The sequence below is a fragment of the Anaerobium acetethylicum genome (assembly GCF_900096945.1).
In the GTDB taxonomy this organism is placed as follows: domain Bacteria; phylum Bacillota; class Clostridia; order Lachnospirales; family Lachnospiraceae; genus Anaerobium; species Anaerobium acetethylicum.
The window spans coordinates 292885-319577 of the sequence record NZ_FMKA01000001.1 but is presented as its reverse complement, the minus strand read 5'-3'; the positions used below and the strand labels follow the sequence as shown (position 1 = coordinate 319577).

22 protein-coding genes are annotated in these 26693 nt (G+C 44.7%); 19 read left to right on the top strand and 3 right to left on the bottom strand.

What is annotated here, in order from left to right:
- Nucleotides 1–43: 43 nt before the first annotated feature.
- Nucleotides 44–1411: a citrate/2-methylcitrate synthase gene (locus BJR36_RS01430; protein WP_091229032.1), complete on the bottom strand. Its 1368-nt coding sequence runs from the start codon at nucleotides 1409–1411 to the stop codon at nucleotides 44–46.
- Nucleotides 1412–1888: 477 nt separating this feature from the next.
- Between BJR36_RS01430 and BJR36_RS01425 the strand changes: the two genes are divergently transcribed.
- The 5 genes from BJR36_RS01425 to rpsU all read left to right on the top strand — a co-directional run bounded on the left by BJR36_RS01425 (nucleotide 1889) and on the right by rpsU (nucleotide 8761).
- Entirely contained in the window at nucleotides 1889–3625 is a 1737-nt protein-coding gene (locus BJR36_RS01425) for a MutS-related protein (protein WP_242875424.1), read from the top strand.
- A 46-nt stretch (nucleotides 3626–3671) separates the two neighbouring features.
- Nucleotides 3672–4151, top strand: a complete 480-nt coding sequence (rnhA, locus tag BJR36_RS01420) for a ribonuclease HI (RefSeq protein ID WP_091229902.1) — start codon at nucleotides 3672–3674, stop codon at nucleotides 4149–4151.
- 114 nt (nucleotides 4152–4265) lie between these two features.
- Nucleotides 4266–5498 carry a tyrosine--tRNA ligase gene (gene tyrS / locus BJR36_RS01415; RefSeq protein WP_091229030.1) on the top strand — a complete coding sequence of 411 codons (1233 nt, stop codon included), beginning with the start codon at nucleotides 4266–4268 and terminating at the stop codon, nucleotides 5496–5498.
- Between the two features lie 309 nt (nucleotides 5499–5807).
- Nucleotides 5808–8450, top strand: a complete 2643-nt coding sequence (gene alaS / locus BJR36_RS01410; protein ID WP_091229028.1) for an alanine--tRNA ligase — start codon at nucleotides 5808–5810, stop codon at nucleotides 8448–8450.
- Between the two features lie 134 nt (nucleotides 8451–8584).
- Nucleotides 8585–8761: a 30S ribosomal protein S21 gene (gene rpsU / locus BJR36_RS01405; protein ID WP_091229026.1), complete on the top strand. Its 177-nt coding sequence runs from the start codon at nucleotides 8585–8587 to the stop codon at nucleotides 8759–8761.
- Nucleotides 8762–9028: 267 nt separating this feature from the next.
- Here the strand turns inward: rpsU and BJR36_RS01400 are convergent, their stop codons facing one another.
- Complete coding sequence (locus BJR36_RS01400) at nucleotides 9029–9742, bottom strand: DNA alkylation repair protein (RefSeq protein WP_091229021.1); 714 nt, start codon at nucleotides 9740–9742, stop codon at nucleotides 9029–9031.
- Between the two features lie 341 nt (nucleotides 9743–10083).
- On the opposite strand from BJR36_RS01400, the gene pap reads away from it, so the two are divergent.
- The 4 genes from pap to BJR36_RS01380 are packed head-to-tail and all read left to right on the top strand — an operon-like array spanning nucleotide 10084 to nucleotide 13264.
- Complete coding sequence (gene pap / locus BJR36_RS01395; RefSeq protein WP_091229019.1) at nucleotides 10084–11574, top strand: polyphosphate:AMP phosphotransferase; 1491 nt, start codon at nucleotides 10084–10086, stop codon at nucleotides 11572–11574.
- A complete protein-coding gene (locus BJR36_RS01390; protein WP_091229016.1) occupies nucleotides 11571–11903 on the top strand; it encodes a hypothetical protein in 333 nt (110 codons plus the stop codon). Before pap ends, BJR36_RS01390 begins: the two co-directional genes overlap by 4 nt.
- A 16-nt stretch (nucleotides 11904–11919) precedes the next feature.
- Nucleotides 11920–12897: a DUF2953 domain-containing protein gene (locus BJR36_RS01385; RefSeq protein ID WP_091229013.1), complete on the top strand. Its 978-nt coding sequence runs from the start codon at nucleotides 11920–11922 to the stop codon at nucleotides 12895–12897.
- Nucleotide 12898: 1 nt separating this feature from the next.
- On the top strand, nucleotides 12899–13264 hold the full coding sequence (locus tag BJR36_RS01380; RefSeq protein ID WP_091229012.1) for a GerW family sporulation protein: 366 nt from the start codon (nucleotides 12899–12901) through the stop codon (nucleotides 13262–13264).
- Nucleotides 13265–13439: 175 nt separating this feature from the next.
- Here BJR36_RS01380 and rpmB read toward each other — a convergent pair whose 3' ends face one another.
- Nucleotides 13440–13625, bottom strand: coding sequence for a 50S ribosomal protein L28 (gene rpmB / locus BJR36_RS01375; protein ID WP_091229009.1), 186 nt, complete (start codon nucleotides 13623–13625; stop codon nucleotides 13440–13442).
- A 308-nt stretch (nucleotides 13626–13933) separates the two neighbouring features.
- Here rpmB and BJR36_RS01370 point away from each other — a divergent pair, with 308 nt between their 5' ends.
- The 10 genes from BJR36_RS01370 (at nucleotide 13934) to BJR36_RS01325 (ending at nucleotide 26677) form a co-directional block, all read left to right on the top strand.
- The gene (locus tag BJR36_RS01370; protein ID WP_091229007.1) at nucleotides 13934–14290 is read left to right on the top strand and encodes an Asp23/Gls24 family envelope stress response protein; all 357 of its coding nucleotides are present in this window, start codon (nucleotides 13934–13936) and stop codon (nucleotides 14288–14290) included.
- 68 nt (nucleotides 14291–14358) lie between these two features.
- Complete coding sequence (locus BJR36_RS01365; RefSeq protein ID WP_091229004.1) at nucleotides 14359–16023, top strand: DAK2 domain-containing protein; 1665 nt, start codon at nucleotides 14359–14361, stop codon at nucleotides 16021–16023.
- Between the two features lie 137 nt (nucleotides 16024–16160).
- Nucleotides 16161–18209: an ATP-dependent DNA helicase RecG gene (recG, locus tag BJR36_RS01360; protein WP_091229002.1), complete on the top strand. Its 2049-nt coding sequence runs from the start codon at nucleotides 16161–16163 to the stop codon at nucleotides 18207–18209.
- 44 nt (nucleotides 18210–18253) lie between these two features.
- Nucleotides 18254–19135, top strand: coding sequence for a tRNA 2-thiocytidine biosynthesis TtcA family protein (locus tag BJR36_RS01355; protein ID WP_330387774.1), 882 nt, complete (start codon nucleotides 18254–18256; stop codon nucleotides 19133–19135).
- A gap of 273 nt (nucleotides 19136–19408) precedes the next feature.
- On the top strand, nucleotides 19409–20767 hold the full coding sequence (locus tag BJR36_RS01350; protein ID WP_091228999.1) for a hemolysin family protein: 1359 nt from the start codon (nucleotides 19409–19411) through the stop codon (nucleotides 20765–20767).
- Between the two features lie 146 nt (nucleotides 20768–20913).
- Nucleotides 20914–21918, top strand: a complete 1005-nt coding sequence (locus tag BJR36_RS01345) for a PhoH family protein (RefSeq protein WP_091228995.1) — start codon at nucleotides 20914–20916, stop codon at nucleotides 21916–21918.
- A 15-nt stretch (nucleotides 21919–21933) separates the two neighbouring features.
- Entirely contained in the window at nucleotides 21934–22431 is a 498-nt protein-coding gene (gene ybeY / locus BJR36_RS01340; protein ID WP_091228992.1) for an rRNA maturation RNase YbeY, read from the top strand.
- A 93-nt stretch (nucleotides 22432–22524) separates the two neighbouring features.
- Nucleotides 22525–23646, top strand: coding sequence for a DUF3048 domain-containing protein (locus BJR36_RS01335; protein ID WP_091228989.1), 1122 nt, complete (start codon nucleotides 22525–22527; stop codon nucleotides 23644–23646).
- 77 nt (nucleotides 23647–23723) lie between these two features.
- On the top strand, nucleotides 23724–25379 hold the full coding sequence (locus tag BJR36_RS01330; protein ID WP_091228986.1) for a putative polysaccharide biosynthesis protein: 1656 nt from the start codon (nucleotides 23724–23726) through the stop codon (nucleotides 25377–25379).
- A 56-nt stretch (nucleotides 25380–25435) separates the two neighbouring features.
- A complete protein-coding gene (locus BJR36_RS01325; protein WP_091228983.1) occupies nucleotides 25436–26677 on the top strand; it encodes a BaiN/RdsA family NAD(P)/FAD-dependent oxidoreductase in 1242 nt (413 codons plus the stop codon).
- The last annotated feature ends 16 nt before the right edge of the window (nucleotides 26678–26693 follow it).

Below are 26693 nucleotides of genomic sequence, written 5' to 3'. Positions count from 1 at the left end.
ATATGACAGCCTTCAGGGTGCTTTTTGATATTGCTGATATCCATTATTCTCTTTCCGTTAACGGAATGTATCTGCCATGTTTTGCAATGCTTTTATATGCTGGTCTGATTATTTTTCCGTTATTTGCAAGCTCTTCAATTCTATGTGCACTCCAGCCAGCTATCCTGGCAATTGCAAAAATAGGAGTGAACAGTTCGCTTGGAAGATCGAGCATGCTGTATACGAATCCGCTGTAGAAGTCGACATTTGCGCTGACGCCTTTGTACATCTGCCTTTCTTTTGCGATAACCTTTGGAGCGAGACGTTCAACCATGGAATATAGTTCGAATTCTTCCATTCTGTTTTTTTCTTTTGCAAGTTTCTGTACAAACCCTTTAAAGATGTTCGCTCTTGGATCAGACAGAGAATATACTGCATGTCCCATTCCATATATAAGTCCGGCATGGTCAAATGCCTCTTTGTTGAGAAGGGCTGAAAGGTAGGATGAAACTTCGTCTTCATCAGTCCAATCCTTAATGCATTCCTTCATGTCGTCAAACATCTTTACAACCTTAATATTGGCACCGCCATGTTTTGGTCCTTTTAGAGAGCCGAGAGCTGCGGCTATAGCCGAATAGGTATCTGTTCCCGAGGAGGATACCACTCTTGTTGTAAAGGTAGAGTTGTTGCCGCCGCCGTGATCTGCATGCAGAACCAGGGCAACATCCAGGATCTTGGCTTCAAATGCTGTATATGATTTATTCGGCCTTAAAATTCTCAGTATATTCTCGGCTGTAGATAATTCGGGAAGCGGTGAATGGATAAAAAGACTTTTTCCGTCGTGATAATGGCTGTAAGCCTGGTATCCATAAACGGAAAGCAGCGGGAAAAGACTAATAAGCTGGAGCGACTGCCTGAGCACGTTCGGAATCGTGATGTCATCTGCGCGGTCATCATAGGAGTAGAGCGTAAGTACGCTTCTTGCAAGCGTATTCATCATGTCCTGGCTTGGAGCCTTCATGATGATGTCTCGTACGAAGCTTGTCGGAAGAGTTCTGTATCCTGCAAGCAGGTTTGAAAACTCGATCAGTTCGTGCTTTGTAGGAAGTTTTCCGAACATCAGCAGATAGGAGACTTCTTCGAAGCCGAAGCGGTCTTCAGCTATGAAGCCATCAACAATCTGCTCTACATCGATTCCGCGGTAGAAGAGTTTGCCTTCGCAAGGAACCAGCTCGCTGTCCTCGATTATATATGCCCTGACCTCTGCAATGTTCGTAAGGCCTGCCAGGACGCCTTTTCCATTTATATCACGAAGTCCGCGTTTAACCTCGTATTTTGCATATAAAGCCGGATCTGTAGCATTGGATTCGATGCAAAGATTTGAAAGAGATAGGATTTGTGGTGTTATTTCAGAAAAATTAGTAGAATTCATTTTAATTACCTCCGTTTCGTGCGTTATTTTGTCAATAAGTAACTTGGCTGGTAACTGTTCAGAACTACTGTCCCGGGAGGCGTTTTTACGCTGATTTTGCATGAAAACCCGAGTTCTGCCTGTGTAAAATTGCTGGTTATGCAATTTTTGTATATCATATGTGACTATGGAGGAACTGGTCCTGAATAGTTACCTTGGCTGTCTATAACGGATATCTGGAATCCGGTTAGCTGTCTTTATTTGCTTGCAGCCAGGTATGCCGGAGAGCTGACAGGCATTAAAAGCCAGGGCTGGGCATACGCATTTCCTGATTTCGTTGAGAAACAAACATGAAAAATCCGAATATGTTAAAATATATACACATTTATTTTAGCATAAAGCTGGAATCATGGCAATAAAGTTATGTGATAGTTTCATGTGCCGGGCGAAAAATGTACTACTTTTTTGGGATGTTCTGTGTTAAAATGCATTTTGGACATGAATGCTAATGATGGAAATATACGGGGAAGTGTAACGAAAGGGGTAGATGGATTTATGGAATGGACAGTTGCTATAGCGGGGGCGGTAATTGCGATTCTAATAGTGCGGATTTTCTGGTACGAAAGAAAAAACAAGGCTGAGCTGCTCCAAAGGCTGAAAATGGAATGGGGAAAAAGGCCCGAACGGAAATACGATTATGAAGAATTTGAAAACATATCCCATTATTTTAGAAACAGGTCGGAGAATCGTTTCTTCATCGACGACATAACCTGGAATGATCTGGATATGGATAGCATATTCATGATGCTCAATAATACCCAGTCATCGATTGGAGAATCCTGTTTATACGATATGCTTAGAACTCCTGAATACGATATGGCTGTGCTTGCGGAGAGAAGCCGGCTTGCAGATTATTTTCGTGAAAATGAAAAGGAACGACTGGAGCTTCAGCGGATTTTCAGAGGCATAGGCAGGACCAAAGCAATCTCAATAACTGATTATGTTTACAGACTCAAAGATATTGGCTCCAGAAGCAATCGTTCCCATTACGTTATGATCTTAATAATGTGCGTATCTGCGGGACTGCTTTTTGTCCGGCCGGAGTGGGGGATATCCTGTCTGGTGATCAGCATCGTCGTAAGTATTCTGAATTATTATAAAACAAAAGCTGAAATCGAGCCGTATATCATCTCGCTGAAGTATGTCATGAAGATTCTGAAAGCAGCGGATCAGATGGAAAAACTGAGAATAGTCGAAATTGAACACTATTTGGACAGAATTTCAAGTGCGAGGAAAAGATTTGTGAAATTCAGGAGAAATTCTTTCCTGCTCATGTCGGGAAACGGAATGGGGGGATCGCTGGCCGATGTGTTCATGGATTATGTCAGAATGATATTTCATGTGGATCTGATCAAGTTCAATATTATGGTTGTCGAAGTGAAAAGATATATGGATGATATTGAATGTCTGTTCGAAACGATCGGTATACTGGAGGCCACAATAGCGACAGGTTCTTTCAGGGAAAGCCTTCCGTATTATGCTGTTCCCGTTCTCAGTACGGACAAAGACGCTTTTCTGAATGTGGAAAGTGTCTTCCATCCGTTGATAGATGACCCTGTGGCTAATGGGATCTCTGAAACAAGAAGTGTCCTGCTGACCGGATCGAATGCTTCGGGAAAGTCGACATTCCTGAAGACGCTGGCAATCAGTGCGATATTGGCTCAGACTGTTTATACGACGCCGGCCCGTTCCTACTCCGGCGTATGCAGCAGGATATACTCATCCATGACACTTAAGGACGACCTCTCTAACAATGAAAGCTATTATATGGCAGAGATAAGATCCCTGAAGAGGATACTGGATCAGGCTGATAGCAGCATACCGGTCCTCTGCTTTATAGACGAGGTTCTGAGGGGGACGAACACCGTCGAAAGGATAGCAGCCTCGGCACAGATTCTGAAGCGGCTGTGCGGTGAGCATGTATTATGTTTTGCGGCTACCCATGACGTTGAACTGACGCATATACTGGAAGGATATTATAGCAATTATCATTTCCAGGAAGAGGTGGCTGACGGGGATGTCAGATTTGACTACAGGATATACAGTGGCCGGGCTGTCTCCAGGAATGCCATAAAACTTTTGGGGATAATGGGATTTGAAGATGTAATGATAAAAAATGCGGAAAAAGCGGCAGAAGATTTTATCAATGACGGAATGTGGACAATGCTGGCATAGCCATATTCCAGCTGGAAGATTAAAAAAGAAAGAGGTTTTGAGTATGATGCAGGTAAAAATGTATACGGATGGGGCGGCCAGGGGGAATCCGGACGGGCCGGGAGGATACGGCACAGTAATAATATACCGGGACGCAAAAGGGATTGTTCATAAAAGGGAATATTCAGGCGGCTACAAAAAGACTACGAACAACCGCATGGAGCTTATGGCTGCAATCCGGGGGCTGCAGGCCCTTACGAAGCCATGCAGCGTCGAGCTTTATTCGGATTCGAAATACCTGGTGGATGCGTTCAACCAGAAATGGATTGACGGCTGGATCAAAAAAGGATGGAAACGCGGGAAGAATGAGCCTGTCAAAAACATTGACCTCTGGAAGGAGCTGCTTGAAGCAAAAGCCATGCATCAGGTAACGTTTATATGGGTCAAAGGCCATGCGGGACACGAAATGAATGAAAGATGCGATGAGCTGGCAACATCTGCTGCCGACGGCGATAACCTGATGGATGATGTGGTGCAGATGCAATAGTCTGTAAAAAATCATTCCGAAAACAAAAATAATTATCGGCAGTATTTAACAAATGCTTGAAATAAGAAAATCCATATGTTACCATTGAATGCAAGAGAAAAAGGAGGTAATATCATGTCTACAAATGTTTATGATATTCTGCTTGAGAGAGGATTTATAGAACAGACCACTCATGAGGCAGAAATTAAGGAATTACTAGGTAAGGAAAGCGTTACCTTTTATATAGGTTTTGATGCTACTGCAGACAGCCTTACAGCAGGCCACTTTCTTACAGTTATGGCCATGATGCATATGCAGAAAGCGGGCCATAAGCCGATTGCCCTGCTGGGCGGTGGAACCACGATGATCGGAGATCCTACGGGAAAATCCGATATGCGAAACATCATGACCAGGGAAACGATCGACTACAATGCCATGAAATTCAAGGAACAGCTTTCCAAATTTATTGATTTCAGTGAAGGCAAGGCAGTCATTGCAAACAATGCAGACTGGCTTCTGAATCTGAATTATGTTGAATTCCTCAGGGAAATCGGCGTTTACTTCTCAGTAAACAAGATGCTTGCTGCGGAATGCTACAAGCAGAGAATGGAAAAAGGACTTACTTTCTTTGAATTCAATTATATGCTCATGCAGTCATATGACTTCTGGAAACTGAACAAGGACTATGGGTGCGTGCTTCAGCTTGGCGGAAACGACCAGTGGTCAAACATCATCGGCGGTGTTGAGCTGATCAGAAAAAAAGAGCAGAAACCTGCATTCGGCCTTACCTTCAAACTCCTTACAACCAGCGAAGGAATCAAGATGGGCAAGACAATGAAAGGCGCAGTATGGCTGGATCCTAAAAAGACAAGCCCATATGAATTCTACCAGTACTGGAGGAACATCGAGGACGTTAAAGTTGAAGAGTGTCTCGGACTCCTTACCTTCCTTCCTATGGATGAAGTTAGAAGGCTTGGGGCATTAGAAGGAGCAGAAATCAATCAGGCCAAAGAAGTACTGGCATTTGAGATCACAAAGATCGTACACGGAGAGGAAGAGGCCGTAAAAGCACAGGAAGCTGCGAAGGCATTATTTGCAAACGGCGGAAAGAGCGAGGATATCCCTACAACCACATACCCGAAAGCAGAACTTGATGCAGGAATCGACCTTATTACCCTTATGGTAAATGCAAAGCTTGCCCCTACACGTTCTGAGGCAAGACGACTGATCCAGCAGGGCGGAGTTACAGTAAATGATGTCAAGGTTACGGAAATCGACAGGAAATTTACGACTGCCGATTTTGATGCTGATGGAGCTTTACTTATCAAAAAAGGCAAAAAAGGATATCACCAGATTAAAGCAGACTAATACAGGACGGGCCGATTGACAAGGGAAAAGAATGTATTTATAATAGAATACTAGCAGAAATGCTAGTATTCTTTGTGTATAACTATTCAGGACTAAGTCCTTCATAGTTACAGATGATGCACACAAATTGCAGAACCAGCAATTTGGCGCATACATAACTCGGGTTTTTAAGCAAAGTCAGCATAAAAACACCTCGCGGCACAGGGGGTCTGAACAGTTGGTTTTGTGTTACCATGCGCAAAGATTATTAAACTACATGAATGGAATAGTATCAAATAATTATAATAAAAGCATCCGGGAGGAAAAACAGTGAAGAAGTATGGTTTAAACGAACTTAGAAAAATGTATCTGGAATTCTTTGAAAGCAAGGATCACCTGGTTTTAAAAAGCTTTCCGTTAATACCTCATAATGACAAGAGCCTTCTGCTCATCAATTCTGGCATGGCGCCTATGAAGCCATATTTTACGGGACAGGAAAAGCCACCAAAAAACAGGGTCACGACCTGCCAGAAATGCATCCGTACAGGCGATATTGAAAATGTAGGAAAGACTGCACGCCACGGCACTTTCTTTGAAATGCTCGGAAACTTCTCTTTTGGAGATTATTTCAAGCATGAAGCGATAGCATGGTCTTGGGAGTTTTTAACAGAGGTGGTAGGCCTTGAAGCTGACAGGCTCTATCCTTCAGTATACATGGAAGATGATGAAGCGTTTGACATCTGGAACAAGGAAATTGGAATCCCTGCCGAGAGAATATTCAGAATGGGCAAGGAAGATAACTTCTGGGAACATGGTGCAGGTCCGTGCGGTCCATGTTCGGAAATCTATTATGACAGAGGCGAAAAATACGGATGCGGCGAACCTGGATGTACCGTGGGATGCGAATGCGACCGTTATATGGAAATCTGGAATAATGTATTTACCCAGTTTGAAAGCGACGGTAACGGACATTACACAGAACTCGAACAGAAGAACATCGATACAGGAATGGGCCTTGAAAGGCTTGCAAGCATTGTGCAGGACGTGGATTCGATTTTTGACGTAGATACCATACAGGCTGTCATTAAAAATGTATGTGAGCTTTCAGGTACAGAATATAAGGCGGATGCAGCGAAAGACGTTTCCATCAGGCTTATTTCCGACCATGTCCGTTCAGTTACCTTCATGATTTCAGACGGCATCATGCCATCAAATGAAGGAAGAGGCTATGTTTTAAGAAGACTTTTAAGGCGTGCGGCCCGTCATGGAAGATTGCTTGGAATTGAAGGGAAATTCCTGACAAAACTGAGCGAAACAGTAATTGCCGAATCTAAGGACGGATACCCTGAACTTGAAGAAAAGAAAGATTTCATATTCAAGGTCATTACGCAGGAAGAAGATAAATTCAGCAGGACCATCGATCAGGGTCTGAACATCCTTGCAGAAATGCAGGAAGAAATGGTTGCAGCAGGACTGAAACAGCTTTCAGGAGATAATGCGTTCAAATTGTATGACACCTATGGCTTCCCGATCGACCTCACAAGGGAAATACTGGAAGAAAAAGGCCTTGATATCGATGAAGATGGCTTCAAAGCTGCAATGGAAGAGCAGAGGGTGAAAGCCCGTACTGCAAGGGGAACTACGAACTATATGGGAGCTGACGTAACCGTATACGAATCCATAGACCCTTCCATCACTTCAACGTTTGTAGGTTATGACAATCTTACATATACTTCAAAAATCACCGTAATCACTTCGGAAACTGAAATAACAGAGGCGCTTTCAGAAGATGAATGCGGCACCATCTTCGTTGAAGCGACACCTTTCTATGCTACAAGCGGCGGTCAGGCTGCCGACACCGGCATAATCAGGACTGAAACTGCCGAATTCGTAGTTGAAGACACAGTGAAGCTGTTAGGCGGCAAAATCGGACATATTGGTAAGGTCACAAAAGGCGTATTCAAGGTTTCGGATAGCGTTGAACTTGCAGTTGATGATGCAAAACGTCTTGCAACAGGAAAGAACCACAGCGCTACCCATCTTCTCCAGAAGGCGCTGAGGACGGTTCTTGGAACCCACGTTGAACAGGCCGGATCCTATGTCACTTCGGACAGGCTCCGCTTCGATTTCACTCATTTTTCAGCAATGACTGACGAGGAAATCGCAAAAGTTGAAGAAATCGTAAATGAAAAGATAGCAGCAGCGCTTCCGGTAAATACTGCTGTCATGAATATCGAAGAAGCAAAGAAGACCGGAGCAATGGCCCTTTTTGGTGAAAAATACACTGATGACGTAAGGGTTGTCACAATGGGAGACTTCTCGAGAGAACTTTGTGGCGGTACGCATGTCAGCAATACAGGAACCATAACTGCTTTTAAGATTGTTTCTGAAGCGGGCGTTGCTGCCGGCGTAAGAAGAATTGAAGCACTTACTGCTGAAGGCGTATTCAGCTACTATGACGAAGTTGAAGAAAGGCTTGAGCGTGCAGCAGGACTGCTGAAGACCACGCCTTCTAATGTGAACGAAAAGATAGAAGCTCTTCTCCAGGAAATGAAAGCTCTTCAGAGCGAAAATGAAAAGTTTAAGAGCAAACTTGCAAAAGATGCCCTGGGAGATGTTATGGACCAGGTTGTCGAAGTGAAAGGAATCAAGGTTCTTGCAGCCAAGGTCATGGATGTCGACATGAACGGCCTGCGTGAACTTGGAGACCAGTTAAAGGAAAAACTTGGTGAAAGTGTTATCCTGCTGGCTTCCGTCCAGGGAACTGACAAGGTGAGTCTGATTGCAATGGCAACGGAAGGCGCAATGAAGAACGGAGCACATGCCGGGAACCTGATCAAGGGCGTAGCAGGCCTTGTAGGCGGCGGCGGTGGCGGCAGACCTAACATGGCGCAGGCAGGAGGAAAGAACCCTGCAGGCGTGGATGATGTCATCACAAAGACAATTGAGGTGGTAAATTTACAAATTGTATAAAAATACTTGTAAATTTTGATAAAACTGTTGACGTATGAAAAAAATATGCTATAATCTTAATAGTGCAATTAAAAAATACCCAAACAGTTGTATTATGCACAATACACAACTGGAGGGAGGTTAGGTGTGAGACTATGTCAAATGTAATTGTTAAAGACAATGAAACTTTAGATAGTGCCTTACGCAGATTTAAACGAAACTGTGCGAAGGCTGGTATCCAACAGGAAATACGTAAAAGAGAGCATTATGAAAAACCAAGCGTAAAACGCAAAAAGAAATCAGAGGCTGCTAGAAAACGTAAATTTAACTAAGATTGATTGGTTGATATCCTATATACTGATCTGCAGTTTACACTGTAGAAATGTATGAAGGCGTAAGATGTGCAGTGTGTTATTTTATAACACGATTTGAATGGTTTATAAATGTCTGGATCAATTTGATCCAGACATTTTTTTTAATATATAGCAAATTCCACGAATTTCCTATATATTAAAAAAACTCCGCAAGGAGGCGCATGACGCGCATGATGCGCAAGAAGAATATGTCGCAGGCCCTATGGGAAAAAATACTCTGTCCGGTTATCTTTTCATACCCAGAAGTATGTATTTCCGTTCATCAGAAACCCTGAAGGATTCTCTGGCCTTCTGAAGAGCTTTGTTGAAGGTCCAGTCGTCAAGAAGGGACCGGGTAAGATAATCGTGAGTTTTTACCGGAAAGCGCGCATAGGCCTCGGACACCAGCCATGCCTGAGCCATCCGGACGTAATAATTGTCTGACTGGATCCTTTCACATAGGTTGAGGGCGATAATCAGATAGTCCTCTGTCATATAATGGCTTATGATCATTACGATTCCGGCTCTCACAGCCCAGGGGTTATCTGAACGGAGCCATTTTTCAATGACAGGCCAGAATTCTTCCTGGTGCTTTCGTACAATTTTTGCTCCTGAACAGAAGGCATCACAGACAGCCCAGTTGCCAATCAGCGGAATAAAATCCTCAGCCGTCGTGATGAATTCCCTGATGTCTGTTATTGAGAGTCCTGCGACTATAGCCTTGAGCATCTTCTCCTCGATATAATCTGCACCGCCAAGGGAAATGAAAGCCTTCCAGTTCCCTTTTGAGATCTCTTTGCCTAACTGCCTGAGTCTGGGCATGCGGATTCCAATCATTTTTTCGTCGCCGGGAATCAGGCCTTTCTGAAAGTCACGGTATTTTTCGTCAGCTTCTGATTTTAGAAGTTCAATTAAATGATGATAATCCGTGTTCAGCCATTCTGTTTTCTTTAAATCCATAGTCAGCTCTCCCTGTTTTTCTGTAATTATAACATTTCTGCACAGCTATTTTCAATGGTCGGCGATTAGCCTGCCGTTTATATTGCATGACAATATTACTTTTCACGCCCTGGTTAATGCGAGGTGTTTTTTTGTGAGTGCAGCGAAGCGAAAGTAACAACACAATGAAGGTTCCATATTATGCTCAAAAAAACCGAATAAATTCGGATGATTTATTTTCTTATCTTTGGTAAAATGAATATAACGATTCAGAATCATGTGCTTCACAGGCCATCAGAGTGAAAGAAAAATAGTTTTACCATTCGTGTTTGTGGTTTCGATATGCCGGAGGGGGGAGTGTCATGCTTGAAAAAATCGATCTGTCAAAGAAGATGAAGAAAAAGGAATATAATGAGCTTATGGACGTTCTGGAACCCAGACTGTCTGAACTTCAGAGGAAGAGCAGGGTTCTTGGCATTCCTGTGGTGATTCTGTTTGAAGGCCTTGGTGCTTCCGGCAAGGGGGCGCTGCTGAACCGGCTTATACATCCTCTGGATCCCAGGGGGTTCTATACCTATGCTACAGGCGGAGAATCGGAAGAGGAGAAGGAACGGCCGTTTCTCTGGAGCTTCTGGACCAAGACGCCGGAAAAAGGCAGGATGTCGATGTTTATAAGGGGCTGGTACAGACGTGTCCTGATAGACCGGTTTGATGGAAAAATAGCCGGGGAAAAGGTATCCTGTGCATACCAGGAGATAAATTCTTTTGAAAGACAGCTTCATGATGACGGGATGGTAATCATTAAACTGTTTCTCTATATTTCAAAGGAAGAGCAGAAAAAAAGGCTGGAAGAGCTCCGTTCTACAAAGGAAACAGCCTGGAGGGTTTCGGAAGGCGATCTGAGAAGAAACAAAGAGTTCGAGAGCTATCTCAGGATGAATGAGGAAATGCTTGAAAAAACCGATACGGAATATGCGCCCTGGACAATTGTAGAGGCCATGGATAAAGAATATGCTGCTGTTAAAATAATTTCAGCCGTAAGCGGCTTCCTTTCGAAACGTATTTCGGAAATCGAAGAACGGACTGCAGAAAAAAACGGCTCTGATAATGAAATCCCTGATGCTCTCAGCATCTACAAATCTTCCGTGCTTGGCAGCGTTGATCTGAACAGGCTGATGTCAAGGGAGGAATATCAGGAGAAATTGCCAGTGCTCCAGCAAAAGCTGTATATGCTCCATAACGAATTGTATCGCCGGAAAATTCCTGTCATCATTGCATTTGAAGGGTGGGATGCTTCAGGAAAGGGAGGGGCTATAAAGCGGCTCACAGAGAACATGGATCCCCGGGGGTATACCGTAAACCCTACCGACGCCCCGAATGCTGCCGAGAAGGCCCGTCACTACCTTTGGAGGTTCTGGAACACCATCCCAAGGGCCGGACACGTTGCTATTTATGACAGAACATGGTATGGTAGAGTGATGGTTGAAAGAGTGGAAAGCTATTGCAGCGTCACTGAATGGAAGAGAGCTTACAAAGAAATAAACCAGATGGAAGAGCATATAGCACGCTTTGGTACCATTATCCTGAAATTCTGGATGCACATAGACCGGAATGAGCAGGAGCTTCGGTTCGCCGAGCGCATGGCAGATCCTTCTAAACAGTGGAAAATTACAGAGGAAGACTGGCGAAACAGAGATAAATGGGACCAGTATGAAAAGGCTGCTGACGAGATGCTGATCAGGACCTCGACTACTTATGCCCCGTGGACCATCGTGGAAGCCAATTCTAAATATTATGCAAGAATAAAGGTTTTGGAAACTATCATAGCAGCTATAGAAGAGAGATTAAGATGAAGTGGTATAGAAACTTATATATGGGTGAAAAAGCCCGGATGAATAAATATACTATAATCTGGAAGATAAAGCACAGGGCAGGAATGGTCAGGACGTATGTCATAGCGCTTCCAAGCAACGAACGGAACCTTCTGGATATTTACCATTCAGCAGAGCTGATGCAGCGCCATTACAGAAACAGGCCCTTATTCATAGTGGGCATTGCCTGCGGCTATGAGGAAGCGCTTTTGGTAGTACAGCAGATTATAGAAGATGTATACCGGGAGTCCGGAGGCGTAAAAGTGAAGGACTATATTATGGGGATACAGAACGGAAATAAGGAAAACTAATGGCAGGTGTGAAAATATGCTTCTTACTTTACTTGGAATACTGAAAATAGCCGGCATCATACTGGCAGCGATCCTGGGGCTGTTGATACTCCTGCTTCTCCTGCTGCTTTTTGTTCCCTTCAGATACCTGGTGCGTGCTGAAAAATATGAGGAAATGAAAGCAACAGGAAAAGTTTCATGGCTCCTGCATTTTGTCACGCTTACTGTCCGGTATCAGGGGGATGCAATGGATATGAAGGTCCGGGTCCTGGGAATACCAATCAAAATCAACATGAATCAGGATGAAGATGATAACGCAGGACAAAAATCCCGCCGCGGCAAAACAGGAAAGCGAAAGCAGGCAGATAAAAAGGCAGTTAAGAAAAAGCCCCGCGGTATTGAGGAAAGATTGAGGGAATATGGGGAAGAGAAAGTCCGGACCCTGTTGCCGGGTCCGGATAAGGCTGAAAGTGAAAGAGCCGAAACAGATGAAACGGAACCTGATTATAACGGCAGGAAGCGTCTGGCGGACCGGATTAAAGCAAGCATATATAAAATATCTGGAATTCTGAAGGCTTTTTTTGTAAAATGTCGGAATATTAAATTCACAATTCAAAAAATCTGTGATAAGATTATAGACATAGAGAATCTGATGAAGGATATCAGGGCTTTTATCAGAGACGAAAAGAACAAAGAGGCTTTCAGGCTTATCAAAAGCCAGCTGAAAGTGCTCTGGAAGCATATAAGGCCATCAAAATTGAGTCTTAGCATGCGGTATGGAACCGGAGACCCGGCAGGAACAGGACAGATCCTGGGCTGTATCGGAGTCATATCACCTTTTTTCCATCAGGCGCTGTATGTAGAACCTGACTTTGAAAACAGGATTCTTGAAGGCAGGGGCCTGATAAAGGGACGAATCAGAGTGTTCACGCTCTTGAGAGTCTTCCTGAAATTGTATTTTAATGAGAATGTCAAATATCTGATTCAAAGATATCAAAGCATAAGGAGGAAGTAGCATGGCAGCAGATAATAGCTTCAATTCAACAGTGGAGTCACTTTTTAAAGGCATGGACAGTTTCATTACAACCAAGACGGTTGTAGGAGATGCAATAACAATAGGGGATACAATTATACTTCCATTGGTGGATGTTTCGTTCGGTGTCGGAGCCGGAGCCTTTTCTGAGGATAATAAGAAGAACAACGGCGGCGGCGGAATGGGTGGTAAGATTACACCAAGCGCAGTTCTGGTGATACAGAACGGAACGACAAAGCTGGTCAATATTAAGAACCAGGATGGACTCACTAAAATTCTCGACCTGGTGCCTGATTTCGTAAGTAGGTTCGCAAAAGAGAAGGAAGACATAGAAGAGAAGACAGAATAGCAATAAGAATGCATGTGCCCCCTTGTTCAGAAACAAGGGGGCATTTATTGTAGTGCAGGAAAGTTCCTCTGGAATATGACAAGAAGTGATTTCTATTTCAAAGGACATGATATTTTGATGGGACAAAAAAAGCTGCCTTCCTAAGAAGACAGCTTGAAACTCCATAACCCAGATATTAAGCGCGTTCTACTTTGCCTGATTTTAAGCAAGAAGTACATACATACATCTTCTGAGCAGCTCCGTTCACTTTAACCTTAACAGATTTCACGTTGGATTTCCACATTTTGTTTGTTTTTCTATTGGAATGACTCACAGCGTGTCCGAAGTGAGCACCTTTTTCACAAATACTACATTTAGCCATTATAGCACCTCCTCGTCTACAATAAAAAACATAAAGTTTTACTATTGCGTTGTAATAAGTCCATACAGACTCGCAACAAATGTATTCTATCAGATACGTATTAATAATGCAAGCCCAAATAGAAAAAAACTCTGAAAATAGTGATGTTTTTTTCATTCACGGATATAATATAAAAAATATATTTCATTTTTTATGGAAAAAGGCTATAATATACATGGCTCAGTATGATTTTTTTTATAACCGGTTTCAATATCGGCATGTATATTGAAATGATTACTCAGAATAAAACACAAAATGGAGGTACCGATATGAAAGGTCGTATGAATAATCAGTTAGGTGAAATTTTGATCGATACAGATGTTATTGCGAAATATGCAGGATCCGTTGCTGTTGAATGCTTTGGAATAGTAGGTATGGCAACTTATAATGTGAAGGATGGAATCGTCAGGCTCCTGAAAAAAGACAGTCTTTCTCATGGGATAAATGTTGAAATTTTGAATAATAAAATCAAACTTGATTTTCATGTCATTGTTGCATATGGAGTAAGCATTTCAGCAGTAGCAGACAATCTGATCAGTAATGTGAAATATAAGGTTGAAGAATTCACTGGTATGGAGATTGACAAAATCAACATCTTTGTGGAAGCAGTCAGAGTGATTGACTAATATAGATAACTATTCAGGACATAGTCATGAATAGCCACTAATACAGACTATTTAAGGAGGAACTTATTGTGGTAATAAATACAATAGACGCCAAGATGCTTGCCAGGATGTTTTTGGCTGGTGCAAAGAATATAGAGGCCAAGAAGGAATGGATAAATGAACTGAATGTTTTTCCGGTTCCAGATGGCGATACAGGAACGAATATGTCATTGACGATTCTGGCTGCAGCAAGAGAGGTGGGAAATCAGGAAAACCTGACCATGGAAAGCCTCGCGAAGGCAATTTCTTCGGGATCCCTTCGAGGCGCAAGAGGAAACTCCGGAGTTATCCTGTCACAGCTCTTCAGGGGCTTCACAAAGGAAATCAAGGACTATCAGGAACTGGACACTGTAATTCTTGCAAATGCCCTCCAGAAAGCTGTTGAAACAGCATACAAGGCGGTTATGAAGCCGAAGGAAGGAACTATCCTTACAGTGGCAAGAGGGGTGGCAGACAAGGCATCAGAACTTGCAGGAAAGACTGACGACCTGACGAAATATTTAGATGCGGTTATCAGACATGGCGATTACGTGCTGAGCCAGACACCTGAAATGCTTCCGGTTTTGAAGCAGGCAGGCGTAGTTGATGCGGGCGGACAGGGCCTGATGGAAGTACTCAGGGGAGCCTATGATGCGTTCCTGGGCAAAGAGATCAGCTTTGAATTCACAAGCGAAAAATCTGCTGAACCTGCAAAGACAGGTGTGCAGGAGGCGTCTGAAATTAAGTTCGGATACTGCACGGAGTTCATTGTCATGCTGGAAAAGGAGTACAGCATGGACACCGAAAGCGACTTCAAGGCATATCTTAGTTCAATAGGCGATTCGATTGTCGTTGTCTCAGATGACGACATTGTTAAGGTTCATGTCCATACAAACGATCCCGGACTTGCGATCCAGAGAGCCCTGACTTACGGTTCGCTGACCAATATGAAAATCGACAACATGAGGGAAGAACATCAGGAGAAACTCATTAAGGAAGCTGAGCAGAAGGCAGCACAAGAGGCTGCGTCCATGGAAAATGCAGCACAGCCTAAGAAAGAGTTCGGATTCGTTGCCGTATCCATAGGAGAAGGCGTAAATGAGATATTCAGAGAACTCGGAGTCGATTATATCATCGAAGGCGGCCAGACGATGAATCCTAGTACAGAGGATATGCTCAATGCCATTGACAGTGTGAATGCGGATACCATCTTTATTTTCCCAAACAACAAGAACATCATTCTGGCTGCAAACCAGGCCAGGGAGCTGGTTGAGAACAAAAAGATCATTGTTATTCCTACAAAGACCATACCGCAGGGAATAACAGCAGTGATCAGCTTCATACCTGATAAAACTGCAGAGGACAACGAAGCCAGAATGATTGAAGAGATAGCAAGGGTCAAGACCGGACAGGTTACCTATGCAGTCAGGGACACAAACATTGACGGCAAGGAAATCAGGCAGAACGATATCATGGGAATCGGCGACAGTGCAATTCTCGCAGTAGGAACTGATATCGACGAGACTGCTTCCGAGATGATAAAAGAACTCGTAGACGAGGACTCTGAACTGATCAGCATCTATTACGGTGAAGAAATCAGTGAAGAAAAGGCGTCAGCCTTTGCTGAAAGCATCGTGGAAGCATATCCGGAATGTGATGTGGAGGTCCACAAAGGCGGACAGCCGATCTATTACTATCTTGTTTCAGTGGAATAAAGTCATCAAGAAATTTCAGAAAGGTTTCGATTGCGGACAAGTATAATCCGATTCGGACCTGAAAGCAGACTTATAGCACATAACCCTGGTAAAAAGGCGGCTATGTGCTATTTTACAGCAATAAAGGGGGATATGATATGGTTGAAGACGAGGAAATCAAAGCGCTGAAGGGCATTGGCGAGAAAACATGTGCGCTTTTTCATAAGCTGGACGTCTTTACGGTTGGCGACCTGATCTCTTTGTATCCCAGGGATTATGATATCTATGAAGAACCCTGTCCCGTCAGCGAGCTTGAGGATGAGGGCATTTATGCGGTCCGTATCAGGATTTCATCGCCGGTACAGGTCAAGCGTGTCAGAAACCTGCAGATCGCAACCGCTACCGGGAAAGACAATTCCGGAAACATGGAGTTCACATGGTTCAATATGCCGTTCCTGAAAAAAACGCTGCATATGGGAGCACACTTCGTCTTCAGGGGCAAAGTGGTGAGCAGAAATGGCCGTATTTCCATGCAGCAGCCAGAGATCTTTACCGAGTCGGGATACAGGGAGATGACAGGCGCTATGCAGCCGGTTTACCCGCTGACCGAAGGGCTCACGAATAAAAGTGTCTCAAAGGCTGTAAAACAGGCTCTTGACAGCCTGGAGACCGTCAGGGAATGCCTCCCGGCGGCTGTCAGGGAAAAATATGGCCTCTGCGAATACAATTATGCCGTCAGGACCGTTCATTTTCCCGGTGACAGAAAAAGCCTTGATGAGGCAAGAAAAAGGCTTGTTTTCGACGAATTCTTCTTTTTTGTTATGGCGCTGAGGCGGCTGAAGGATTCCAAGGAACAGTCCGCCAACAGCTTCCGGATGAAACGGTCTGAACATGCTGAATCACTGATCCGCAATCTTCCCTATGAACTGACTGCGGCACAAAAAAAGGTCTGGGAAGAAGTGAAGAAGGATCTGGAAGGCCCGAAAATAATGGGACGCCTGATCCAGGGAGACGTGGGCTCCGGCAAGACCATCGTTTCGGTGCTGGCCCTTATAATGACGGCGGAGAACGGCTGCCAGGGTGCTCTGATGGTTCCTACCGAGGTACTGGCTGCACAGCATTTTGCATCGATCACAGAAATACTCGAAAAGAACAGCCTGCCATACAGGGCAATTCTTCTTACGGGTTCCATGACCGCCAGGGATAAGCGGGAAGCCTGTAAAGAAATTGAAGAAGGACGGGCAGATATCATTATAGGTACCCATGCGCTGATCCAGGAAAAAGTGAAGTACAGCAGCCTGGCCCTGGTCGTAACCGATGAGCAGCACCGGTTTGGCGTGAAGCAGAGGGAAGCGCTGGCAAATAAGGGCCTGGAGCCGAACGTGATGGTCATGAGCGCAACGCCGATACCCAGGACCCTTGCCATAATCATATATGGAGATCTTGACATTTCAGTGATCGATGAGCTGCCGGCTGAAAGGCTGCCCATCAAAAACTGCGCTGTCGGAACAGAGTACAGGCCGAAAGCCTACAGCTTCATTGAAAATGAGGTGAAAAAGGGACGGCAGGCCTATGTCATATGCCCCATGGTTGAGGAAAGCGAATCGATCGAAGCGGAAAATGTAACGGAATATGCAGAAATGCTGAAGTGGCAGCTGGACGGCAGCATTGAAGTGGCATGTCTTCATGGAAAAATGAAGCCCAAGGAAAAAAATCTGATTATGGAACGCTTTGCAAGGAACGAGATTCAGGTGCTTGTCTCTACGACCGTGGTCGAGGTGGGCGTCAATGTACCAAATGCAAGCGTCATGATGATCGAGAATGCCGAACGGTTCGGACTTGCCCAGCTCCACCAGCTTCGGGGGCGCGTCGGCAGGGGGAAACACCAGTCCTACTGTATTCTGGTAAGCCCATCGAAGAGCAGAAAAACGAGGGAGAGGCTTGAGATACTGAACAAGTCAAATGACGGTTTTTTTATCGCCAGCGAGGATTTGAAATTAAGAGGACCAGGAGACATGTTCGGAATCAGGCAGAGCGGGCTGATGGAATTTAAAATCGGAGATATCTATACGGATGCAGGGATATTGCAGGATGCCAGTGAAATGGCAGGCCGCATTCTTGAGGACGATGATGGGCTTGAGAAAGAAGAAAACAGCATGCTGAAAACAAAACTGGACAAGCTGCTTAGCAGGGATTTCAGCTGCTAGGGAGCAGAGTGTTCGCTGTTTACAGCAGGAAGAAGGAAAAGCACATGAAGGATAATGGTAAAGTGATACAAACGGACAGCCTTGAAAAGAAAAAAACTAAGAATATGGAAAAGCACCAGGAAATTGAAAGAAGCCTGATCAAGAAATACAGGAAGACGCTCTGGTCAAAGTTCATTACAGCGGTAAACGATTATGAACTCGTCCAGGAGGGCGACAAGATCGCTGTCTGTATATCAGGTGGAAAGGATTCCATGCTTCTGGCAAAGCTTATGCAGGAGCTTAAAAAGCATGGAAAGGTAGCCTTCGACCTTGAATTTCTCGTCATGAACCCGGGCTATAATGAAGCCAACAGGGAAATGATAATCAGAAATTCCAAACTGATGAATATCCCGATTCATATGTTTGAAACGGACATATTCAATATAGTCGCGGATATTGACAAGTCGCCATGCTATCTGTGCGCCAGGATGAGAAGGGGCAACCTCTACAAGCATGCACAGGATCTGGGATGCAACAAGATCGCCTTAGGTCATCATTTTGACGATGCGATAGAAACAACCCTGATGAACATGCTCTACAGCGGACGGATCGGGACCATGATGCCGAAACTCCACAGCACCAATTTTAAGGGCATGGAGCTGATCAGACCGCTCTACCTGGTTAAAGAAGAAGATATCATAGCATGGAAGAATTACCACGGTCTTAAATTCCTGCAATGCGCATGCCGCTTCACTGAAATGACATCACAGGAAGAGCATGATGGTACCTCGAAGAGAAAAGAAATGAAAGATCTTGTAAAGGAATTCAGAAAAACAAGTCCGATCATTGATATGAATATCTTCCGCAGCATACATAACGTGAATCTGGATACTGTAATCGGATATGAGAAACATCATGAATCACACAGTTTTCTTGATGAATATTAAAATGCCCGATGAATTAAAATTATGTTATTGTTCACAGAGTAAACAGTAACATGCTTCGCGATGCGCAGAAATGGTTAAAATGCACCATTTCGCGCCGTAAGCCCCGGGTTTTTGTGATTTCCGCTTCGCTACATTCACAAAAACACCTTGCGCAAATAACGTGCAGGCAGTAGCAAAATTATTTGAATTATGCAATAAATTAACAGATAATATTGTTATAAGGGAAAAACTGTGATAACATATCAATAATTATATTTTTAGGAGGAAACAAAAATGGAAGCAGACCCTGACGGGACAAATATGATAACCCAGATACTTTTTCTATTGCTTTTGACATCAATCAATGCATTTTTCTCATGCGCCGAAATGGCGACGGTTTCAGTCAACAAGAACAAGATCAACATGATGGCTGATGACGGAAATAAAAAGGCGCAGCAGATACAGCGCTTGTTGGAAGAGCCTACGCGGTTCCTGTCGACAATACAGGTGGCGATTACCCTGGCAGGATTTTTTGCCAGTGCTTCTGCGGCAACAGGGATATCCCAGGTGCTTGGAGATGCGATTTCAAAAATGGGTATACCTTATGGAGAACAGATATCGTTTGTTCTGGTTACTATTGTTTTATCTTATTTCACCCTCGTATTCGGTGAACTTGTTCCAAAGCGGATCGCGCTTCAGAAAGCCGAAGCGATCAGCATGTTTTCAGTAAAACCAGTTATGCTGGTATCGAAAATTGCAGCTCCGTTTGTAAAATTCCTGACATTTTCAACAAACCTGACTTTAAGAATGATCAAGATGGAAGCAGACAATCTGGAAGAACTGGTTTCCAGAGAAGAAATTAAATCCATGGTGGAAGTAGGCCAGGTAACGGGCGTATTCAACCGAACCGAAAAAGAAATGATTAATTCGATTTTTGAATTTGACGATAAACTGGCAAAAGAAGTCATGACACCAAGGATCAATGTATATGCCATTGATATTACAGAGCCACTGAGCTCCTATCTGGACGAGATGCTCGAGACTAAATATTCAAGGATTCCTGTATATGATGAAGACATCGATAACATTGTCGGCGTGCTTTACATGAAAGACTTTTTCCTTGAGGCAAGGAAACATGGATTCGATAATGTGGATATCAAGTCCATCCTGCATAAGCCGTATCTGGTGCCGGAAGGAAAGAATATCGACGAACTCTTCAAGGAACTTCAGCAGACGCAGAGGTACATTGCGATTCTCATTGACGAGTACGGCGGCTTTTCAGGTATCGTAACCATCGAAGACCTGGTTGAAGAGGTCATGGGCGATATTGAAGACGAATATGATGACGGGGAACCGAAAATCAAGAAAATCGATCATGACAGCTATATCATTGATGGCCTTATAACCATCGATGAACTGAACAACAAACTGGATCTTGACATCAGCTCGGATAATTATGACACCCTTTCAGGCCTTCTGATTGACATTATGGGGACCATACCTCAGGAAGGCGATGACAGGACAATCGAATTGGAGAATCTTGTTTTCAAACTTGAGAGCATAAAGGAAAAAAGGATTGAAAAGATAGCGCTTTATATCAAAAGGGAAAAAAAAGAAAAAGATGAGACATCTGAAAAAAAAGAAAAGCACTAGACCATAAGCGAAAACAAAGACAAGACTAGTCAGTATCACGACGCGGATTGTCTTTTTTCGCATATTTATGATAAACTTTTCATGCCGCAAAACGCTGGTTCTGATCAGCAGAAGATACGGAGACATATGGAGGGATAGGAACATTTATGGCAATTATAGAAACAATAATCGACATACCTGCGGAACATGCAAAAAACGTTTTCGGGAGGTACGATGAATTTATCAAGAAGATAGAAAGAACCCTCAACGTGACGATCGTTGCCAGGGATAACGAACTGAAGATACTTGGTGCGGATTTGTCTGTCAGGAAGGCGAAAAGCGTGTTTAGCCAGCTCATAGAACTTTCAAAGAGGGGCAGCATCATTGAGGAGCAGAATGTAGACTATGCAATTGCCCTGTCTTTTGAGGAGAAGGAAACGGCGATTCTGGAAATCGATAAGGACCTCATATGCCATACGATCAACGGAAAGCCCATAAAGCCGAAGACCCTTGGCCAGAAAAAGTACGTTGACCAGATCCGGCATAATATGATAGTCTTCGGAGTGGGACCGGCAGGGACCGGCAAGACTTATCTCGCAATGGCGATGGCAGTGACTGCCTTCAAAAACGGCGATGTGAACAGAATTATCCTGACCAGACCTGCCATTGAAGCCGGAGAAAAGCTGGGCTTCCTTCCAGGCGACCTCCAGAGCAAGGTGGACCCCTATTTAAGGCCGCTATATGATGCGCTTTATCAGATACTCGGAGCTGAGAGCTTCCAGCGGAATATGGAAAAGGGACTTATCGAAGTTGCACCTCTTGCATATATGAGGGGAAGAACCCTTGACAATGCTTATATCATCCTTGATGAGGCGCAGAATACAACGCCTGCACAGATGAAGATGTTCCTGACACGAATCGGATTCGGATCTAAGGTGATTGTCACCGGTGATACGACCCAGAAAGATCTGCCCCAGGGCATGAAATCGGGACTCGACGTGGCGGCAAAGGTCCTGAATAACATTGACGGAATCGCCTTCAGCTTTCTGACAAACAAAGATGTAGTCCGCCATCCGCTTGTACAGAAGATTGTGACTGCATATGACGAATATGAAAAAGTAAGCCAGCCGTCAGTGCTGAAGAAAAAAACTGAAAGAAAACCACACAAATAAGACGGAGGTAAAACAATGACGTTTGATGTTGAATTCGAAAGCGGAAAAGAGTTTCCGTTTAATGTAAAGGAACTTGCAGAAAGAGTGATCGAAGCTGTTCTTGACTTTGAAGAATGCCCTTATGAAACGGAAGTGCATCTTGTGATTACGGACAATGAAGAAATCAGGAAGATCAATAATGAGTTCAGAGGAATAGACCGGCCCACCGATGTGCTTTCGTTCCCCATGGCGGAGTATGAAGTGCCGGGAGACTTTTCCCACCTTGAAGAACAGGTGGAGGATTTCTTTAATCCTGAGACAGGAGAACTCATGCTCGGGGACATCGTTGTTTCTGCAGACAAAGTTTTCGAACAGGCGGAGAATTATGGGCATTCGGCGGAACGGGAATTTGCATTCCTGATAGCCCACAGCGTGCTGCATCTGTGCGGATACGATCATATGACTGAAGAGGAAGCGGCAGAAATGGAAGCAAGACAGAAAAAGATCCTGGATGGCATGGACATTACCAGATAGGATGGACGCAGATGTCTGGGGAGACGGAGTAGAAGCAGTATAGAAAATGAACAGCTGTTTTGAAGAATGAGGAAAGCGGAAGGGGTACATCAGATGAGAAGAATCAGGTATATGGCAATCCTTGCGGTTGTAGGAGTCATGCTTGCAGGATGCGGGAGAAAAGAAGTGAAAGCGGAGCCGGCAGCAGAAGAAAAACCTGTTGTTGCGGTACAGGAAGAGACAGCAGAAGAGGCACCTCCTGTGGAGCCGGTAGCAGAGGAACCGGTTGTTACCCACGAAGGGCAGATGCAGAGCTATCTGACAGGGGAGTGGGTGGAGCTTGCAATCGGGACAAGACGTCCTGTAGCGGTGATGCTCAATAATATTCAGGTGGCAACGCCCCAGTGCGGAATTTCAAAGGCAGGCGTTGTATATGAAGCGCCTGTTGAAGGAGCGCTTACAAGGCTGATGGGAATATTTGAAGACTATGACCAGCTTGAAAAGATTGGATCTGTCAGAAGTGCAAGAAACTATTATGTCTATTTTGCAGTCGAATTCGATGCCATCTATGCCCATTTTGGCCAGTCCGCATATGCCCTCAATCTGCTGGACAGGGATAACGTCGATAACCTCAGCGGCCTCAGCGGTATCGGAGGCACGGTGTACTTCAGGACGACCGACAGGAAAGCCCCCCACAATGCCTATGCAAGCGCTTCAGGGATTGCCGCAGGCATAGAAGCAAAGGGCTATGATAAAAATTATGACGCCGGCTATACCGGACATTACCAGTTTGCGGCAGACGGCGAAAGCATCGTTCCCGACGGAATCTCCGCAATGGTCGTTAAGCCGGGCTATCCCATAAATAAGCCATGGTTCGAATACAATACGGCAGATGGCCTGTATTACCGCTTTCAGTACGGCGGTATCCAGATTGACGAGATGACGAATCAGCAGCTTGCATATAAAAATATCATACTCCAGAACTGTAGCAGCAGCAATTTCGACAATACCCAGTATCTGAATATAAATGTACAGAGCGGTGGATCGGGAAAGTTCATTACCAACGGAAAATCAATCGACATCACCTGGAAAAAGGATTCTGAATTCGGTCCGACAAGGTATTATAACACGGCGGGCGAGGAAATCCGGCTGAACCAGGGGAAGACCTGGGTATGCATCATCCAGAATGGCGGTGCAGATAAAGTGGAGATTCTCGATACTCCGACGCAGCAATAAACGCCCGGCAAAGGGCGATTCTGACAATGCGGACTGTGTCCGTATGCCGGAAATCAAAATCATAACAGAGGTGCTTCATGGAAAAACAAAAAAAGCAAAGACAATCCAGCTTTATCATACAGGGCAGTATCCTTGCGATGGCTTCCATTATCGTGAGGCTTATCGGGATCGCATACAGAATACCCCTTACAAATATAATAGGCGATGAAGGAAACGGCTATTACGCTGCCGCGTTCGAGGTCTATTCTATACTGCTTCTTTTATCGTCATACAGCCTGCCGCTTGCAGTCTCGAAACTGGTAGCAGCCAGGGTGGCAATGGGAGAGAAAAGGAACGCATACCGGATATTCAGATGCGCCCTGGTCTTTGCCGGGACCGTAGGCGGGGGGGCGGCATTGGTGACATACTTCGCAGCTGATTTCCTTGCGGGACGGGTAATGGCTCAGGCTATGAGCGGTATCGCTCTCAGGATGCTGGCTCCGACACTTTTCGTTGTTGCCGTTATGGGCGTAATGAGGGGCTATTTCCAGGGGCTCGGCACAATGATGCCGACTGCGCTTTCACAGATCATCGAAGGAATCATAAATGCAATCGTCAGCGTCGGTGCGGCATATTACCTCTTTTCCTACGGCGCAAAGGTCGACGGGGTTTTGAATACGGAATCTTATGCGGAAGCCTACGGGGCAGCAGGCGGAACACTTGGAACGGGGGCAGGCGCAGTTTTCGGCCTCTTTTTCCTTATTTTTGTCATGGCAATGTACAAAAAGATAATCAGGAAACAACTGAGAAAAGACACCACGAAGAAAAAGGAATCCTATTCCCAGATCTACAGGCTGCTGTTCCTGACGATAGCACCTGTTATCCTCAGTACTGCCGTCTACAATATCAGCGGCATTCTGGACCAGGGAATGTTCAATAATATCCTTGCAGGGCAAGGCTATGAATCTAAGGATGTAGCAAGCCTCTGGGGGATTTTCAGCAACAAGTATAAACTTCTTACAAATATGCCGATTGCCATCGCCTCGGCTCTCTGTGCTTCTGTAATACCGAGCCTTTCAGGGGCTGTCGCCGAGGGAAATGACGGTGCAGTCAGGAAAAAAATATACAGTGCGATACGTGCAACGATGCTTATCGCAATACCAAGCGCAGTAGGCCTGAGCGTGCTTGCCTCGCCAGTGCTGCAGCTTCTGTTTCGTGATGCCAGCCAGCTGCCAGCCAACCTGCTGAGAGTCGGATCTGTATCTGTGGTATTCTATTCCCTTTCAACCCTCACTAATGGTATTCTGCAGGGAATAAACAGGATGAAACTGCCTGTGCGGCATGCTTTGATATCCCTGACCATACATCTTGCATTGCTTTTCGTGATGCTGTATTTCCTGAAATGGAATGTATACGGTGTCGTATATGCAAGCGTCTTATTCGCATTTTTAATGTGCATGCTCAACGGAATGGCAATCAGAAAACATCTGGATTATTCGCAGGAAGTGAAAAAAACTTTCGTCATACCGGCTGTTTCGTCAGCTATGATGGGAATATGCGTGTATCTCATACACAAAGGGATCAACCAGCTCAGTGGAAGCAACACGGCTGCTGTCATAATTGCGATGGCTTTCGGAGTCGGAATCTATGGAATCATGATTCTTTATCTGAAAGGAATGGATGAAGAAGAAATCCTTGCTCTTCCAAAAGGAAGGCTCATCTGCAGGCTGGCAAAGAAACTGCATCTGATTTAAGATCATGAAACGTTGGATCTGGTAATTAATTATAAAAAAATGAGAAAGGGTTAAAAATGGCAAAGGACATACATGATATAGTCGTTATTGGCGGCGGTGCCTCAGGGCTTATGGCGGGGATAACGGCTGCAAGAAATGGCAGCAGGGTGACGATTCTTGAACATAAGGACCGAATCGGCAAGAAAATCCTTTCAACAGGAAACGGAAAATGCAATCTGACAAATCTTGACCAGAAGCCTGAACATTACAGAGGAGAACATCCGGAGTTTGCCATGAATCTGCTCAAACAGTTCGGCGTAACGGAAACTCTGGAATTTTTCAAAGGACTTGGCATATTTCCAAAGAATAAAAACGGCTATATTTATCCGAATTCTGAGCAGGCAGCTTCGGTCCTGGATGTACTCAGAATGGAGGCAGAGCATCTGAAAATAAAGATTATCTGTGAAACTGAAATTAAGGGGATAAAAAAAACAGGCGCCGGATTCTGCATCCAGGCAGGCACCGGCAGTTATGAATGCAGAAGGCTCATCGTTGCAGCAGGTTCTAAAGCTGCTCCGGTTACCGGATCTGACGGAAGCGGATATAAGATAGCGGCAGATTTTGGACACAGGATCATAACACCCGTGCCCGCCCTTGTGCAGCTGCGGGCGAAAGAGGATTTTTTCAAGAGCCTGGCAGGAATCAGGACAGAGGCAGCAATCACGCTGTTTATAAACGGCAGTAAGGCGGCCTGGGAAACAGGAGAGCTGCAGCTCACGGATTATGGCATCTCCGGGATTCCGGTTTTCCAGATCAGCAGATTTGCAGCCAGAGGACTTGAGTCCGGCTGCAGGGTCAGCACCGAAATTGATTTTATGCCTGAAGTGAATGAACATGATCTGACAGACATGCTTTTTGCAAGGATCTGCAACTGCCCCTATAAGGACGCAGAGGAAATGATGAACGGGCTTCTTAACAAAAAATTAAACGCAGTGCTTCTCAGGCAGGCGGGAATACCACTGCACGCGCCTTCGGATTCACTAAAGAAGGACGAGGTAAGGAAGCTGGCAGAAAAGATGAAGAAGTTCACAGTGACAATCAAGGAAACGAATCCCTTTGCAAATGCACAGATCTGTGCAGGCGGGGTTGACACCACGGAACTGGATGACGAGACCCTGGAATCAAAACTTGTTAAAGGGCTCTATTTTTCCGGTGAAATAATCGACATAGATGGCACATGCGGCGGCTATAATCTGCAGTGGGCATGGACCAGCGGCTACGTTGCAGGAATGAGCAGTTCATCCAAACGGGCTTTATAAATGGGAAAGGCAGAAA